Origin of the sequence: Micromonospora sp. B11E3 (assembly GCF_039871625.1) — a bacterium.
Taxonomy (GTDB): Bacteria; Actinomycetota; Actinomycetes; order Mycobacteriales; family Micromonosporaceae; genus Micromonospora.
On sequence record NZ_JBDPMC010000117.1, the window covers coordinates 1 to 15,453 of the forward strand.

At 68.8% G+C, this 15,453-nt stretch carries 12 protein-coding genes and 1 pseudogene; 11 read left to right on the plus strand and 2 right to left on the minus strand.

Annotated elements, in window-relative coordinates; all coding sequences use genetic code 11:
• Window positions 1-775: 775 nt before the first annotated feature.
• Window positions 776-1,477 (minus strand): transposase, encoded by a 702-nt coding sequence (locus tag ABGB16_RS31360; RefSeq protein WP_347671691.1) that lies wholly within the window; start codon window positions 1,475-1,477, stop codon window positions 776-778.
• Window positions 1,478-1,494: 17 nt separating this feature from the next.
• The gene (locus ABGB16_RS31365; protein ID WP_347671692.1) at window positions 1,495-1,731 is read right to left on the minus strand and encodes a transposase domain-containing protein; all 237 of its coding nucleotides are present in this window, start codon (window positions 1,729-1,731) and stop codon (window positions 1,495-1,497) included.
• Window positions 1,732-1,866: 135 nt separating this feature from the next.
• Between ABGB16_RS31365 and ABGB16_RS31370 the strand changes: the two are divergent.
• The 11 genes and pseudogenes from ABGB16_RS31370 to ABGB16_RS31420 all read left to right on the plus strand — a co-directional run.
• Window positions 1,867-2,262: pseudogene (locus ABGB16_RS31370) on the plus strand (IS1380 family transposase); the annotation flags it as partial.
• 254 nt (window positions 2,263-2,516) lie between these two features.
• Window positions 2,517-2,879, plus strand: coding sequence for a hypothetical protein (locus ABGB16_RS31375; RefSeq protein ID WP_347671693.1), 363 nt, complete (start codon window positions 2,517-2,519; stop codon window positions 2,877-2,879).
• A 152-nt stretch (window positions 2,880-3,031) separates the two neighbouring features.
• Complete coding sequence (locus ABGB16_RS31380; RefSeq protein WP_347671694.1) at window positions 3,032-3,691, plus strand: hypothetical protein; 660 nt, start codon at window positions 3,032-3,034, stop codon at window positions 3,689-3,691.
• Window positions 3,692-3,693: 2 nt separating this feature from the next.
• Window positions 3,694-3,951: a hypothetical protein gene (locus ABGB16_RS31385; RefSeq protein ID WP_347671695.1), complete on the plus strand. Its 258-nt coding sequence runs from the start codon at window positions 3,694-3,696 to the stop codon at window positions 3,949-3,951.
• A gap of 426 nt (window positions 3,952-4,377) precedes the next feature.
• Window positions 4,378-6,315, plus strand: coding sequence for a helix-turn-helix domain-containing protein (locus tag ABGB16_RS31390; RefSeq protein WP_347671696.1), 1,938 nt, complete (start codon window positions 4,378-4,380; stop codon window positions 6,313-6,315).
• A 158-nt stretch (window positions 6,316-6,473) separates the two neighbouring features.
• Entirely contained in the window at window positions 6,474-7,757 is a 1,284-nt protein-coding gene (locus tag ABGB16_RS31395) for a hydroxymethylglutaryl-CoA reductase, degradative (protein ID WP_347671697.1), read from the plus strand.
• Between the two features lie 43 nt (window positions 7,758-7,800).
• Complete coding sequence (locus ABGB16_RS31400) at window positions 7,801-9,852, plus strand: hydantoinase/oxoprolinase family protein (RefSeq protein WP_347671698.1); 2,052 nt, start codon at window positions 7,801-7,803, stop codon at window positions 9,850-9,852.
• Window positions 9,853-9,870: 18 nt separating this feature from the next.
• On the plus strand, window positions 9,871-12,033 hold the full coding sequence (locus ABGB16_RS31405; RefSeq protein WP_347671699.1) for a hydantoinase B/oxoprolinase family protein: 2,163 nt from the start codon (window positions 9,871-9,873) through the stop codon (window positions 12,031-12,033).
• 168 nt (window positions 12,034-12,201) lie between these two features.
• Window positions 12,202-13,458 carry a CoA transferase gene (locus tag ABGB16_RS31410; RefSeq protein ID WP_347671700.1) on the plus strand — a complete coding sequence of 419 codons (1,257 nt, stop codon included), beginning with the start codon at window positions 12,202-12,204 and terminating at the stop codon, window positions 13,456-13,458.
• Complete coding sequence (locus ABGB16_RS31415) at window positions 13,459-14,253, plus strand: enoyl-CoA hydratase/isomerase family protein (protein WP_347671701.1); 795 nt, start codon at window positions 13,459-13,461, stop codon at window positions 14,251-14,253. It abuts the gene before it with no gap.
• Window positions 14,250-15,194, plus strand: coding sequence for a hydroxymethylglutaryl-CoA lyase (locus tag ABGB16_RS31420; RefSeq protein ID WP_347671702.1), 945 nt, complete (start codon window positions 14,250-14,252; stop codon window positions 15,192-15,194). Before ABGB16_RS31415 ends, ABGB16_RS31420 begins: the two co-directional genes overlap by 4 nt.
• The last annotated feature ends 259 nt before the right edge of the window (window positions 15,195-15,453 follow it).

Genomic DNA, 15,453 nt, shown 5'->3' on the forward strand with positions numbered 1-15,453 from the left:
TTGTCCTCGGCTTCCCGCCAATCGATCGCGGTCCAGTCGGGGAGTCCGTCCTCAGGTCCGTTCACCGTCACGGCGCCCACGGTGGCAGCGGCCACCGTCGTCGTCGCGTTGGCGTCCAACTTGTCCCTCGGTTCCGGTGTCGTTGTTCAGCGAGTCCGCACAGGCTCACCTGGCCCACGTCAGCACCCTTTCGGGTCGGGCAGACGCCCGTATCCGGCCAGTTATCCGAGAACGCCGACGGAGGAGCCGACCATGTCTTCCCGGTTTCCTGCTGCCTTTCGGCTACCGGCCTTGGCTTCTTGGGCCATCCTGTGCCCGCTGGGTGATCCGCCTTCCTCACGGTCAGCGCACCGAGACGCGTCAACCGCGTCTCGGACCCCAACGGGGTTGCCGTGTTCCGCACGAGCGAGACACGACCGGGGTGGGCGCCCCCTATATCCCGGGACCGGCGGTGTTCTCTGGCCGGGGCTGGGTCCATCGGCCAGCGCCTGCCGCATTCCAGCGGCCGGTCCTGCACCCCGCTACCGCATCCCACCTTGCGGGGCTCACGATTACGAGACATCAACGGGGGTTCACTTACGTTCACCCGACCGGTCTTCCCCTTCACCTGTGGCCCCCGGGTGGAACGGGAGCCCTTGGGCTTGACCACCTGAGCTCCGCACCCCGCCGTTACCAGCGACGCACGTCAGGCTGGGGACAGGCCATCGAACACTGACCCAGAGCTACACCCTCGTCATACGAACCTCCACAGTGTGCTCACTCAACTCGTGCGACCTCACGTCGCACGCCAGCGTTCGTGGTAGAGGTCCACGAGTTCGTGGGCGGGGTAGCGGGTGTGGTCTGTCAGGCTGGTGATCAGCCGCCACTGCTCGCGGCGCAGGCTGCCGTCGGCGAGGGTGACGGTGACCTGCGCTTCGATGACCCTTACGAGGAGGAGGGCGGGTAGGGTGCCGTAGCCGATGCGGGCCAGGTAGGAGCCGTCGGGTAGGCGATGCGCGATGGTCGGGCGGCGGCGGGCGGATGAGCGGACCAGGAACTGCGCGCCGGTGGCGCCGACGTCGCGCAGGAATTCCGCGGCGTCGAAGCCGGCGTCGGCCAGCAGCAGCATCGTGCGGTCCAGGACGCCCAACAGCCGCTGCGCGTAAGCCAGTTCGCCTTCTGTTTCGGGGCCGAAGGCCGCGGTGAGCAGGGCGCGGGTCCCGCACTCGATCACCACGAGCAGCCGTAGCAGCGGGTAGCCGAACTCCAGCTTGTCTCCTACGCGTTTGGGGTAGCGCCAGGTGACCTGTTCCTCGTCGGGCACGTGCGGGTGGGTGCCGTCGATGGCCACGGTGCGCAGGCCCCGGTAGAACACGCCGGGCTGACCGGGCAGGCCGACGGCGCCGGCCAGGGTCTCGAACAGGCGCCGTAGCGGTGCTACTCCGACCCGGCGGCGAGCGCGTGCCAGTGAGGAGATACTCGGCCGCGTCAGGCACAAGCCGGCCAGGGCCGCGGTCAGCTTCCCCAGGTCGCTCGGTAGGAACAGTGTTCGAGCAGGGCGAGTGCGAGGACGAAGTACACCACGACCCGAGACGGCAGCAGCCGTAGCCGCTTCTCGCGTGTCCCGGTTTCTTCCAGCACCGCGTCGACCAGGTCGAAGTCGATGATCTGGGTCAACTCGCCCAGATGTCCGGGCGCGTGCACACCCCCGGCTACCTCGATCGACCGGGTGATGACAGACTTCTCCTGCAACGGGACTCCTGAGGCATGATCTTCTTGCTCGACACAAGTTGATCTACCAGGAGTCCCGTTCTCACTAACCAGCAGGGGTTGACCCGCCGATCACAGCCCTAACGCAACGGCGTTGTCCTGGACGCCAACGCCCAAGACCCCCTGTTCCCGGTCTGGCGTTACCACCCGTTCTTCACCAACAACCCCGAACCCGTGGCCGACGCCGACATCACCCACCGCCGGCACGCCATCTGCGAGACCGTCTGGTCCGACCTCATCGACGGACCCTGGGCCCACCAACCCTCCGGAGTGTTCGGCGCCAACGCCGCCTGGAACATCCTCGCCGCGATCTGCCACAACCTGCTCCGCGCCGCCGGCACGCTGACCGGCGCCGCCCGCTACACGGTGGCCCGAGGCGCCACCCTGCGCACCCACCTGATCAACATCCCAGCCCGGCTCGCCCGCCCTCAACGCCGACCCGTGCTACACCTACCCGCCCACTGGCCCCGCGCCAGCGCCTGGCTGGCCTTCTGGAACGCCGTGTTCACCTGACCAGAACACCACTGCCACGCGCACCACACCACGCACACCACACGCGACTGACCCGACGAACAGGAACCGAGCACGCTGGACCCAGAGGCCAGCAGAACAGCCGCATCCTCAAACCATCAAGATCAACTCATTCGGGCCAAAGATCATGCCGGCCACCCGATCCACGGATTCAGGCTAAGGTCGCCTCCTGGGGTGTCACCATCCTTGCCGCCCATCCGGTTGGACACGGCGACATCCGACCGGAGGGAGAGTCCATGAGGGCGACAATCCCCGGTACGCGAACGGTGACCCCACCCCAGCCCGTAAACCCACCGACAGCCGACGGCGAGCCCGCGCTGCATCTCCACTTTGAAACTGGCGGCTCCCAGGACGCGGCGGCAGGCGCATCGCCGCCGGACACCAGCAGCGCCGAACTGAGAGGCACGACAGATGACGTGCCGGCCGGCACCGCCGCCGCGGTCGCCTACTGGCGCCACCGCGACCCCGACCTACATCCGGCCGACATCGCAGCCCGGATCGGCAAGTCCGAACGCACTGTCCGCCGGCATTGGTCGCCGCTGGCGACGAACGGCACGTTGCACGCCAACGGGTGGCCCATCGACAGCCTTCGCCGCTGACAGGAATGGCTTCCGACACTGCGGTTGCTCTGCGCCGCTTGCGAGCACGCTGGCGACCGTTGGTTCCGTCGACCGGCACGCAGCCCCGACGCCATCCGCTACAAGTGGCTAGCCGGTATGGTGTCGGGACAGCCCGGCGGCCGGGAGGGTCCATGACGCCAACGCAGGTCTCCATCCAGACGGGGATGACTGCGACTCAGCGGGTGGTGCGCAAGCTCTGCAAGTGGCTCTTCTTCGGGTTGATTCTGGGCCTCCTTCCCATCGTGAGCCAAACCGGGGTGCTTTGGCTGCAGGGCAACACCTCCGAGGCGGTCGACGTCTTCGGTGACGGCGAGCTCTTCTTCCTAGCCGTCGGACTGGCCACGGCAGCCGTCGGCGACCTCGTGTTCGACCGGAGATTGAACGGGCATGCGGACATCGCCCACGGCCTCGCCATCGCTTCGGCGCTAATCATCATCACGCTGGCGGCAGTCGGTTATGGAGCTGCCAAAACCGCAGACAGCGAAGCTTCCAGTACAGCCGTTGCGCCGGCTGCGTCGCCAAGCGCTGCTGCCCTACCGAGGTCCGTCGGCGGTTCATCCGCCAAAGTGCCCAGCGCGGTTGGAGACTCGCACTCCTCAGCGCCGGGCCACATCGGCAGCGTCGCCCCCGACCACATCGGAACGCCCGTCGAGTCGCCGCGAGCGCAGCCCGCCGGCGCGACCGAGACGGCGGAGGACCGCCGGGGTCGCATTACTCATGTCTCTGCACTTGTGCTGCTCTTCGCCATCGTGACCAGTGTGGCCAACGTGGTCCTCTCGGAGAGGTGGTGAAGGTGTTTGAGGAGCTGCTCATTGGAGTGGCCGCGCTGACCGCTTCCGGCGCGGTCGTGAACACCATTGCAGCCTTGATTCGAAGCCGTCGCGACCGCACCGAGAAGAGCACCGTTGAGGTGACGATCCACGGCAACACGCTGCGCGTCGAGGGTGACGACGAGGCCGAAATTGCGAAGATTGTGCAGGCCTTCGTCAAGCTCCAGCAAGAGAGCGAGGAGGCGCCGAACCGCGAGGAGGACGGCGGGAGCAAGACGTGACCAATTGCAGCGCCCGACTTCGTCGCTGTACGCCGCGACCAGGACGGCGCACCCGTCCTCAGCGCCGTACTGCAATGGCAGCTAAGTGGGTGCCCCCACGTTTGTAGCGGCTCAAGCTCAGCGGGCATGAGTTTGGGGCCCCGGCCGCGCGCAGCCTGGCCGCCGCGTCGAGCGCTGTCGTGCGGGTCCAGGGCGAGCGGTCCGCGCCTTCCTTCGGCGCGGTCCACCGTCGGCACGTTCCCGGGCACACCTGCGCGAACCGCCAGCACTGCGACTGCCGCCCCGGCCCATGCCACGTCCGCCGACCTGCTTGATGCTCTCCAACGCGTGCGGCAGCGGCCCAGGCTGATGGCGGATTTCGGGACACGTTGAAACGACGCGACGTGTGCGACCATGTATGAGTCATCCAGTCGTGAGGGGCAGCTGATGGTCGATCCGTCTAGCAAGCTGGCGGCGGTGCAGGGCCGGCGGCCGAAGACCGGCGGCGTCGACGCCGTGCTGGCCCTGCTCGACGGGTTGACGGCTGGTCAAGAGATCCCAGCGGATGTGTTGGACCGGTTGACTGAGGGTGGCACGGCGGCGCAGGGCGCCGAGTTGCGGCGCCGGGTCGGCGAGGTTCACGCCGCGGTCAGCCGATGGCGGCGCCGCGACCAGCAGCTGTCGGCGCTGTTCTCCAGCGCCCGGGAGCTGGCCGAGCTGCGCAGTGTCGGCCCGCTGCTGGATCGGCTGGTGCAACGCGCTCACGATCTGGTGGGCAGCGACGTGATGTACCTGTCGGAGTTCGACCAAGAAACTGGTGAGCTGCGGGTCAGCTCGACGCTGGGGGCGATCACCGACGCGTTTCGGCGGCTGCGTGTCCCGCCGGGCGCGGGCCTGGCCAGCGAGGTGGCGCAGACCCGGGCGCCGCGCTGGATCAGCGGCTACCCGACCGCCCAGGTCCGCCACGACCCGCAGATCGACGCCGCGGTGGCGGGCGAAGGACTGGTCTCGCTGCTCGGGGTGCCGCTGCTGGCCGGGAACGAGGTGCTCGGCGTGCTGTTCGCCGCCTACCGCAGCGACCACCGCTTCACCGCCGACGAGGTGGCGTTGCTGTCCGCCTTCGCCGATCACGCGGCGGTTGTGCTGCAGACCGTCGAGCTGTTGGAGATTGCCCATCGCTCGGCGCGGGAGGCCGAGAAGGCGTCGGCCGAGGCCGCGCGGCACGCGGCTGCGGTGGAGCGGGCCGCGCAGGTGCACGAGGAGCTCACCGCTGTGGTGCTCGGGGGCGGGGACGCCGGGGGCATCGCCGTAACCCTCAGCCGCGCCTTGCACCGCGCCGTGGTGATCACCGACCGTTCGCTGACGGCGGTGGCCGCGACCGACGCGAACGGCAGCCCGGTCCCGCTGTCCTTCCAATCCACCACCGCGATCGCCGCAGCGCTCGACGAGAGCAGCTGGTCGGGTCAGCTCGTCGAGGTGCACTCGGCCGACGTGTACGGCGTGGCGGCGGCGGTGGCGGGGCGGTCGACGCTGGGCGCCATCATCGTCGGCTCAGGTACGGAGGACTTCGGCGCGGTAGACAAGCGCACGGTCGAGCGTGCCGGGCTCATCCTGGCGCTGCAAACCCTGCAGCAGGACGCCGTCGTACGCGCCGAGGAGCAGGTCCGTGGTGAGCTGCTCGCCGACCTGCTGGATTCGTCACGGCCACACGATGCGCACCTGCGCCAACGGGCCCGCGCCCGCCATGTCGATCTGCAGGCCGTGCGCATGCCCATCGCCGTGTGGGTCCGCGACGACGACCGGTCGGCGGCTGTGCGGGCCCTGCAGGACCGGGCTGTCGCACTGCTCGCCGGCGAGCAGGGCTCGCTGGTCGCCGTGTTGTCCCCCGACGAGAGCGGTGAGCGGGCCGGCGCGGCCGTGGCTCGGCGGGTGCGTACAGCGACCGGCCGGGAGGCCCTTGTCGTCGTCGGCCGTCCCGGCACGCTGAGTGATCTCGCCCACCGGTGGTCCCAGGCGGCCGACTGCGTGCGGCTGCTGGATCGTCTCGGCGTGACGTCCGGCGTCACCAGCGTCGACGCCTACGCGCCCTACCTCGCGCTGTTCGGTGACAGCGCCGTGGACGTCAAGGCGTTCACCCGCGAACTGATCGGCCCGGTGCTCACGTGGGACGCCGAACGGCACACCGAGCTGCTGGAAACGCTGGCCCTGTACCTCGATCAGCAGGGCAGCCCGGCCCGGACCGCCCGCGCGCTTGGCGTCCACGTGAACACGGTGTTGCAGCGGCTGGATCGGGTCGACGAGCTCCTGGGCGCGGACTGGCGGACGCCGGAGCGGCGGTTCCGCGTCACCATCGCCGTGCGGCTGCACCGCTTGGCGACCATCTGACCGCCGTACCATGGATGCAACATCTACCTGTTGCTGCTTGACGCTGGATATCTGATCTATGGTGGCGCAGATCACCTGCTTCTAGCGTGGGTCGACAGGCGGAACCAGTTCGCTGTCGGCAAACCACAGGCGCGGCCTTCGCCGCGCGAGGAGGAACGATGACCACCACCTCCACCACCAGCAGGCTGGCCGGGTTGCGTGACCGTACGGTAGCGGAGCGGCGTCAGCTCGTCGCAGAGAACACCGGCGTGGAACTGGCGCGTCTTGACGTGCTGGAACCCGTGTCTGGGCTGCAGGTGGAACAGGCCGATCACCTCATCGAGAACGTCATCGGCGTGATGAGCCTCCCGGTCGGCGTGGCCACCAACTTCACGATCAATGGCCGTGACGTACTCGTGCCGATGGCCACCGAGGAGGCGTCGGTGGTCGCGGCGGCCAGCAACGCCGCCCGCATCGCCCGCGTGCGAGGAGGCTTCACCACCTCCAGCACTGCACCGCTGATGCAGGCCCAGGTGCAAGTGCTCGACGTCGTCGACCCTGAGGCCGCTCGCGCTCGGCTACTCGAGGCCGCAGACGAGATCCTCCGACTGGCCAACGATCAGGACCCGTTGCTGATCCGGCTCGGCGGCGGCGCGCGTGAGCTGCTCGTCCGATTGGTCCGTTCCCAGGTGCAGACTTACGTGGTCGCGCACCTCGTGGTCGATGTTCGCGACGCGATGGGAGCGAACGCGGTGAACACCATGGCGGAGGCCGTCGCCAGCCGCGTCGGTGAGATCGCCGGCGGACGGCCGCTGCTGCGCATCCTTACGAACAAGGCCGACCTTCGCGTCACGCGGGCCCGTGCCGTCTTCGACGCTGAGAGCCTCGGCGGCCCCGAAATCGTCGACAACCTCGTGCACGCCGCCGCTCTCGCCGAGGCCGACCCCTACCGGGCTGCCACGCACAACAAGGGCATCATGAACGGCATCACCGCGGTCGTGCTGGCCACCGGCAACGACACGCGCGCGGTGGAGGCCGGCGCGCACTCGCATGCCGTCGGCCCGGACGGCCGGTACACCTCGCTGTCGCACTACGAGAAGGACGCCGACGGCGACCTCGTCGGCGTCCTCGAACTGCCGATGCCGGTCGGTCTCGTCGGAGGCGCCACCAAAGCCCACCCGGTGGCGCAGGCCGCCCTGGCCATCCTCGGCGTCACCACCGCCCAGCAGTTGGCTGACGTCATCGTCGCCACCGGGCTGGCGCAGAACCTCGCCGCGATGCGGGCCCTCGCCACCGAGGGCATTCAGCGCGGCCACATGTCGCTGCACGCCCGCAACATCGCGGTGACCGCGGGCGCGAGCGGCGACGAGGTCGACAAGGTCGTTGCGCGGCTGATCAGCGACCGCGCCATTCGCAGCGAGCACGCCGAGAAGGTCCTCGCCGAGCTGCGCGCCGCTCAGTGACTCGACCGTCGGCTCCGCCAAGCACCGTTCCCGAAGGAGAGACATGACTCTGTACGTGGGTATCGACGTCGGCGGGACCTTCACGGACGCTGTCGCCGTCATCGACGGCCGTGCCGTGCGTGGCAAGGCCTTCTCGACCAAGGACGTCACCAGCGGTATCCTCGCTGCCCTGGGCGTTCTCCAGCAGCGCCTCGGCATGCAGGAGCGGGCCTTCTACACCTCCGTCGACCGGCTGGTGCTGGGCAACACGATCGTCACCAACGCCGTCGATGAGCAGAAGTACGCACCCGTGGGCCTGCTGACCACGCAGGGCTTCCGCGACACCCTGCGCATCGCCCGCTCGGCGCGCACTGATGAGCGCAATCCCCACGACATGGCCCCGGCACCCGAGATCGTCGCACGTCGCCGGATCGTCGAGGTGGCCGAACGGGTCGACGCACGAGGGAACGTCCTGGTGCCGCTGGCCGAGGCGAGCATTGCCGCAGCGGTGGACACGGTGTTCGCCGCGGGCGCTGAGTCGCTCGCCGTCTGCCTGCTGTGGTCCTTCCGCAACCCGACCCACGAGCAGGCCATCGCCCGATACCTCGATGCCCATCACCCCGGCGTGCCCTACACCCTGTCCAGCGAGCTGACACCGGTCTACCGCGAGTACGAGCGCATGGTCACCACCGCGCTGGATGCCGCGGTGAAGCCGCTGGTCGCCGAGCACTTCGACCAACTCGCCAAAGAGTTGGCCGCGCGTGGCCTGCAGCAGCGGATACAGATCATGCAGGTACACGGCGGTTTCCTGTCCGTCGAGGAGACCGGCAAGGCGCCGATCGCCATGTTCAACTCCGGGCCGGTCGGTGGCGTCACCGGCGCGCGGCTGCTCGGCCAGCGACTCGGCCGACGCAGCATTCTCACCGCCGACATGGGCGGCACCAGCCTCGACGCGGCGGCCATCATCGACGGCCAGTTGCGGGTCCTTCCCCGCGCGCAGATCGGTGGGCTGCAGACCAGCCTCACCGCCGTCGACATCGAGACGATCGGCGCCGGCGGCGGCAGCCTGGCCTGGGTCGACGGCCGCGGGGTCATGCGTGTGGGCCCGCACTCGGCAGGCAGCACACCCGGTCCCGCCTGCTACGGCAAGGGAGGCAACCGCCCGGCCGTCACCGACGCCGCGCTCGTCCTGGGCCTGATCAACGCCGGCTACTACCTCGGCGGGTCGGTGCCGCTCTACCCGGAGAAGGCCCGCGAGGCCCTGCGTGCGGAGGTTGCCGGACCGCTCGGCCTGACCGAGGAAGAGGCCGCGGCGGGCATCTACCGGCTGACCGCGTCGCAGCTGGCCAATGCACTGCGCAAGGTCACGGTCAATCGCGGTCACGACCCGCGAGAGTTCACGCTCGTCGGGTTCGGCGGCGCCTGCGGCCTGTTCGCGGCGGCCATCGCGGCCGAGACGGGCGTGAGCGAGATCGTGCTGCCGCGCAACGCGGCGGTCTTCTCCGCCTTCGGGCTGATGCACGCCGACTCGGTCTTCTCCGCCGTCCAAACCTCGCCGTGGACCTTCGACCAACCGGCCGAACTTCTCGAGGAGTCGTTCCAGGCATTGGAGGAACGCACGCGATCGTGGTTCGAGTCCGAGGGCATCCCGCACGATCGGCGCGAGCTCTACCGGGAGGCGGACATGAAGTTCGCCGGTCAGATCTTCGAGGTCACCACCCGGCTGTCCGGTGACCGCTTCGGCGAGCACCACAAAGAAGATCTGCGGCGCCGCTTCATCGCCGACTACGAGGCAGAGTTCGGTTCCGGCACCGCTTGGACCGAGGCGGAGATCCTCCTGGTCAACAGCCGCGTTCGCGGCATCGGCCGTACCGACTCCCAGCACATCCTGGATGACGCCGACGTCGAGGAACACCGCGTCGACCGCAGGCAGATCGTGGACCCGGCCACCGCGGAGCGGATGACCGTGGAGGTGCACCGCGGCTTCCGCACGGTCGGCAAGGCCAAGGGTCCTTGCCTGCTCGAAGAGCCCGACACGACCGTCTTCGTCCCCGCCCGAGCGACCGTCGAGGTGGTCGACGGAGGCCACTTCCTCATCCGCCTCGACAACGCCTGACCGCCCGAAGGAGAGACCGTGGCACCGACCAGCATCCCCGCCGGCTACGACCCCGTGACCCTCGAGGTCGTGCGCATGCGCCTCGACTCCATCGTCGAGGAGATGGGGATCGCCATGATCCGGTCTTCCGGATCACCCGTCATAACCGAGGCCGGGGACCTCAACACCGCCCTCTTCGACGCCCAGGGCCGGATTTGGTCCTACTCCGACTACGTCCAGTTCCACATCGGGTCCGGCAGCGTGGCGGTCCAGAACCTGATCAAGGCTGTCGAGGGAGAGCCGCTGCACCCCGGCGACGCCTTCATCAGCAACGACCCGCACACCGCCGGCGCAAGCCACCCACCGGACACCAACGTCATCTCCCCGATCTTCTACGGCGACGAACTGATCGGCTGGGCCCAGTCCCAGGCCCACCTCGTCGACGTCGGCGGCATGACGCCCGGTGGATTCGCGCCCGCGGCACTGGACTGCTACGCCGAGGCGCTGCGCCTGCCCCCCGGCGTGAAGATCTACGACCGGGGCCAGCCCGTGGAGTCGGTGCGCCGGCTGCTGCTCAACAACGTGCGCGTGCCGGTCCTCTACTGGAACGACGTGCGCAGCCTGGTCGCCAGCAACAACACCGGGATCAAGCGGCTGCTGGCCACGGTGCAGGAGTTCGGCCTCGATCGGTTCCGCGAGTACACCCGGCTGAGTTTCGAACTAGCCGAGCAGGTGGTGCGCGAACGCATCCGGCGGCTGCCCGACGGCGTATACACCGACGACGAGTGGACCGAACACAACGGGCACGACGACGACCTGTTCCGCGTCCACTGCACGATGACCAAGCAGGACGACCACATCACCCTCGACTTCCGAGGCTCCAGCCCGCAGACCGGCGGCTTCGTCAACTGCAGCTACGGCGCGCTGGTCGGCAGCATCGCCACCTCCGTCGTGCCGATCATCGCCTGGGACGTCCCCTTCAACGAAGGTGTCATGACCGCCTTCGACGTCCTGGTCGACGACAACTCGATCGTCAACCCGTCCCCGCCGGCCCCGATCAGCAACGGCCACCTCACGACCGGAGCTCGGGTCAGCCGCCTGGTGACCAAGCTGTTCAACCAGGCATGCCAGCACAGCAGCGACCCGCAGATGCGGCAGCGCAGCCAGGGCGTCTGGGCCGACAGCTGGACCGGCGGCATCTCAGCCGGCAACACCAACGCCGGCGACTTCTTCGTGCTGTTCAACATGGACGGCGGCGGCATCGGCGCCGGTGCCCAGCCAGAGCGGGACGGCCTCGACTGCGCCGGCATGATGACCCAGGTGAACAACGCCCTGCCGGACGTCGAGATGAACGAGATGCTCTACCCGGTGCTCTACCTGTGGAAGCGCCTCAACCTGGCCAGCCCCGGGCACGGCGCATTCCGCGGTGGGTTGGGTCTCGACTTCGCCTGGACGTTGCACGGTGCCGAAACCGTCACCCAGACCGTCTTCTCCCCGAGCGCCCAGGTGCCACCGGACGGGTTTGGTGGCGGACTGCCCGCCGGCGGCTGCGGGCACGAGATCTGGCGGGAGACCAACGTCGCCCAGCTGCTGGATCAGGCCGTCGTGCCGAGCCCGGATGGTCTCAGGTCGAGGAGCCAGGAGCTGCTGGCGATCAACCAGTCAGGCGTGACGATCCGGGCAGGAGACGTCTTCGTGCAGTGGATCGCCGGCGGCGGTGGATACGGCGATCCACTCCTGCGCGACCCCGCCCGCGTCGCCGCCGATCTCGACGACGCCTACATCACCGCCGCAGTGGCCCGAGACGTCTACGGGGTGATCATCGCCGACGGCAAGGTCGACGAGGCTCGCACCGCCGCCCGCCGGGCCGAGCTGCGCGCAGACCGGCTCGGCGGCGTTCAGCCGAGCGTGCCCGTACGCCCAGAAGCGATCGGCACCTCGGCGTCGGCGCCGCGACGGGACGCCGACGGGTGGTACTGCCCGGCCAGCGGATCACGCATCAGCGAGGCAGAGGACTGGCGTACCGACGCTGTCCAGCGGACGACCGGCGCCGCCGCGCGGCTGGGTGAGCTCGGCGTCCGGGTCCGCGATCGACGCGCCGCCCCCGCGGTCCTGATCGACGAGTACTATAGCCCCACCTGCGGAACGTTGCTCGAGACGCGGATCCGCGTCGCCGACGAGCAGCCACTGCCGTCCACCTGACCGATCGCGTCGCGCGAGCATGACCATCCTGCTCGCGCGAACCGTCGGACGGCTCCGGACCGGCAGCGGTCGGCCGCCTCCGCCGAGCCGGTCGGTGACCCTCGCACGGCCGTCAGCTCCACCTCCCCGCGTACGACCGGACCGGGGCCCTGCAGAAGGAGAACTCCCATGACATCTCCGCTCGCCGGCCTGGACGGCTTGCTGGCAGGACGGAACGCGTCGGGCGCACTCGCGGGCGTGGTCGTCCTCGACATCACCCGCGTGGTCGCCGGCCCCTTCTGCTCGCAGATCCTGGCGGACCTCGGCGCGACGGTCGTCAAGATCGAACACCCCAAGGATCCGGACTATGCCCGCGGCTTCCCCCCGTTCTTCGGCGGTGACGAACACAGCGGCTTCAGCGCGTTCTTCGCCCAGTTCAACCGCAACAAGCTCGGGCTTACGCTGGACCTGTCCCAGGAGCAGGGGAAGGAGGTGCTGCGTACGCTGGTCAAGCGGGCACACGTCCTGGTCGAGAACTTCCGCCCCGGCACGATGGACAAACTCGGTGTCGGCGCCGCGGAACTGCGCAAGATCAACCCGGCGCTCGTTTACACGGCGCTGTCCGGGTTCGGGCAGACAGGGCCGTACCGGCGCAGGCCGGCCTACGACAACTCCGCGCAGGCCACCGGCGGTCTGTGGTCCATGAACGGCTACCCCGATCGGCCACCGATCCGGGTCGGGACCATTATCGGAGACCTCGCCGCAACCATGTACGGCGTCATCGGTACGCTCGCGGCGCTCCGCCATGCGGAGGCGACCGGGCAGGGGCAGCTCGTCGACGTCTCGCAGCAGGACTCCGTCCTGAGCCTCACCGAGAACGCAGTCGTCTCATACACGGTGGACGGCACGGTGCCGGCGCCGCTGGGCAACAACCACCCATTCGTCAAGCCCTACGAACTGTACGCGTGCAAGGATGGCTTCGTCTTCTTCGGCGGCTACACCGACAAGTTCTGGCGCCTGACCTGTGCGATGTTCGGGCAGCCGGAGATGGCCGACGATCCCGAGGCCGACACCATGGCGAAGCGGTTCAAGCCTGACGTCTACGAACGGAAGATCAAGCCCCAGCTGCTGGCCTGGTTCGCCGACCGGACGAAGGCCGAGCTGGAGGCGCTCGCCGGCGACCAGGTCCCGCTCTCGGCGATCAAGACGATGGACGAGGTCGTGAACGACCCGCAGATCGCCGCCCGCGACATGATTGTCGACGTCGAGTATCCCGACTTCGGTCCGCTGCGGATGTTCGGGCAACCCATCAAGCTGGGCGTCACTCCCGCTCAGCCTCGGGGTCTGGCACCGCGTGTCGGCGAGCACACCGACGTCCTGCTCCGGGCGCTGGCCGACCTGACCGACGAGTCCATCGCCGAACTTCGCGCGGCGGGAGTCGTCTGAATGACCATCACCCTCGAACGCCACGAAGCGGTCGCAGTCGTCACCATCGACCGGCCGGACAAGCTCAACTCCCTCACCCTGGCGATGTATCAGCAGCTGGGCGACGCCCTGATCGAGGTCCACGCCGACCCCGCGATCGCCGTCGCGGTGCTGACCGGGCGAGGCGGACGAGCCTTCTGCGTCGGCGCCGATCTGACCGAATCGATCCCGGCGCTGGCCGAGGGACGCTTCGACATCTCGGAGTGGGATCACGCCCACCAGAAGCATGTGCAGCAGCGCAAACCGATCATCGCCGCGATCAACGGCCTCTGCCTCGGCGGCGGGTTCGAGATCATGCTCTCGACCGACATCCGCATCGCCAGCACGACCGCCGAGTTCGGGTTGCCCGAGGTCGGTATCGGGGTCGTTCCGGCCGGCGGCACGCTGGTCCGGCTGACCCGCCAGATCCCATACGCCTGGGCGATGCAGCTGATGCTCGGCGGCGACCGCATCAGCGCGGACACGGCCCTGCGGTTCGGCCTGCTCAACGACGTCGTCCCCGCGGACGCGCTGCTCGACACGGCGATGGCGTGGGCGGTGCGGCTGACGCAGAACAGCGGCACGGCGATGGCCGTCGTCAAAGAAGCCGTCCAGTACCTGGCCGACCTGCCCAGTGATCAGGCCTTCCGATACGAGGCCCTGCTGGGGCAGAAGGCGTTCACCTCCGCCGACGCACGCGAAGGCATGTCGGCCTTCTACGCACGTCGTCGTCCGAACTTTCCCTCCCGCACGTACCCGGAGCCGAGCTCGTCATGAACCTGCCCAGCGTGGTCGCGCAGCCCGGCATGCCCGATGCCGTCCGCATCTACGAGGTCGGCCCGCGGGACGGCCTGCAGGCCGAGAAGCACCTCGTCGCCACCGACGTGAAGCTCGAGTTCATCCGGCGGCTACTGGCGGCCGGCCTGCAAACCATCGAGCTGACCAGCTTCGTCTCACCGAAATGGGTACCGCAGCTGGCCGACGCCGCCGACGTCGTCGCTGGCGTCGACCTGGACTCGGCCCGGCACCCGGTCCTCGTGGCCAACGAGCGAGGGCTCGACCGCGCGCTAGCCAGCGGTGTCCGGGAGATCGCCGTCTTCGCCAGCGCCACCGAGTCCTTCGCCAAGAACAACCTGAACCGCTCGGTCGACGAAGCGCTCACCATGTTCGAGCCGGTCGTGCGGCGCAGCCGCGACGCGGGCGTCGCGGTCAGGGGCTACATCTCGATGTGCTTCGGCGACCCCTGGGAGGGACCGGTCGCGCTCGCCAAGGTCGTCCACGTCGCCGAACGGCTCATCGACATGGGCGCGACGAGCCTCTCCCTCGGCGACACGATCGGCGTCGGCACGCCCGGGCACGTGCTCGCGCTCGTCGAACGCCTGGAAGCAGCACGCATCCCGCGTGGCGTCCTGGCCATGCACTTCCACGACACGTACGGACAGGCGTTGGCCAACGTGCACGCCGCGCTGACTGCGGGAATCACGGAGTTCGACGCCTCGGCCGGCGGGATTGGCGGCTGCCCCTACGCACAGAGCGCCACCGGCAACCTCGCCACCGAAGACCTGGTCTGGATGCTCACCGGCCTGGGCTACCAGACCGGCGTCAACCTTGAGCAACTCGTCGAGGCCAGTGTGTGGATGGCGAACCACCTGGGACGGCCGAGTTCCTCCCGCGTGGTGCGGGCCATGGCCTCGACCGACGACCGGGGCCAGGCCTGACGCCCACCAACCGCGGCTACCTCCGCCGGCGCTCAACACCACACGAGGTACGGGTGGAGCCACAGCCCCGCCGTTCTGCCATCATGTCCGATCCAGCGTCCTGAGTCGTTAATTCGAACTTACGACTCAGCACACTAGCTTGTTTTTTAACCTTCGGCTCTCTGGCCTGATGTTTCGCGCTGTCGTGGGTGGACACGAAGACGGCCTTCGGTGATCATGTCGTCTCGCCAAAGAAGAACATGACTCACAACCGAAGGCC

Coding starts and splice junctions, on each gene's coding strand:
- ABGB16_RS31375 (WP_347671693.1), top strand. CDS start 2,517: ATGAGGGCGACAATCCCCGGTACGCGAACGGTGACCCCACCCCAGCCC.
- ABGB16_RS31380 (WP_347671694.1), top strand. CDS start 3,032: ATGACGCCAACGCAGGTCTCCATCCAGACGGGGATGACTGCGACTCAG.
- ABGB16_RS31390 (WP_347671696.1), top strand. CDS start 4,378: ATGGTCGATCCGTCTAGCAAGCTGGCGGCGGTGCAGGGCCGGCGGCCG.
- ABGB16_RS31395 (WP_347671697.1), top strand. CDS start 6,474: ATGACCACCACCTCCACCACCAGCAGGCTGGCCGGGTTGCGTGACCGT.
- ABGB16_RS31400 (WP_347671698.1), top strand. CDS start 7,801: ATGACTCTGTACGTGGGTATCGACGTCGGCGGGACCTTCACGGACGCT.
- ABGB16_RS31410 (WP_347671700.1), top strand. CDS start 12,202: ATGACATCTCCGCTCGCCGGCCTGGACGGCTTGCTGGCAGGACGGAAC.
- ABGB16_RS31415 (WP_347671701.1), top strand. CDS start 13,459: ATGACCATCACCCTCGAACGCCACGAAGCGGTCGCAGTCGTCACCATC.
- ABGB16_RS31420 (WP_347671702.1), top strand. CDS start 14,250: ATGAACCTGCCCAGCGTGGTCGCGCAGCCCGGCATGCCCGATGCCGTC.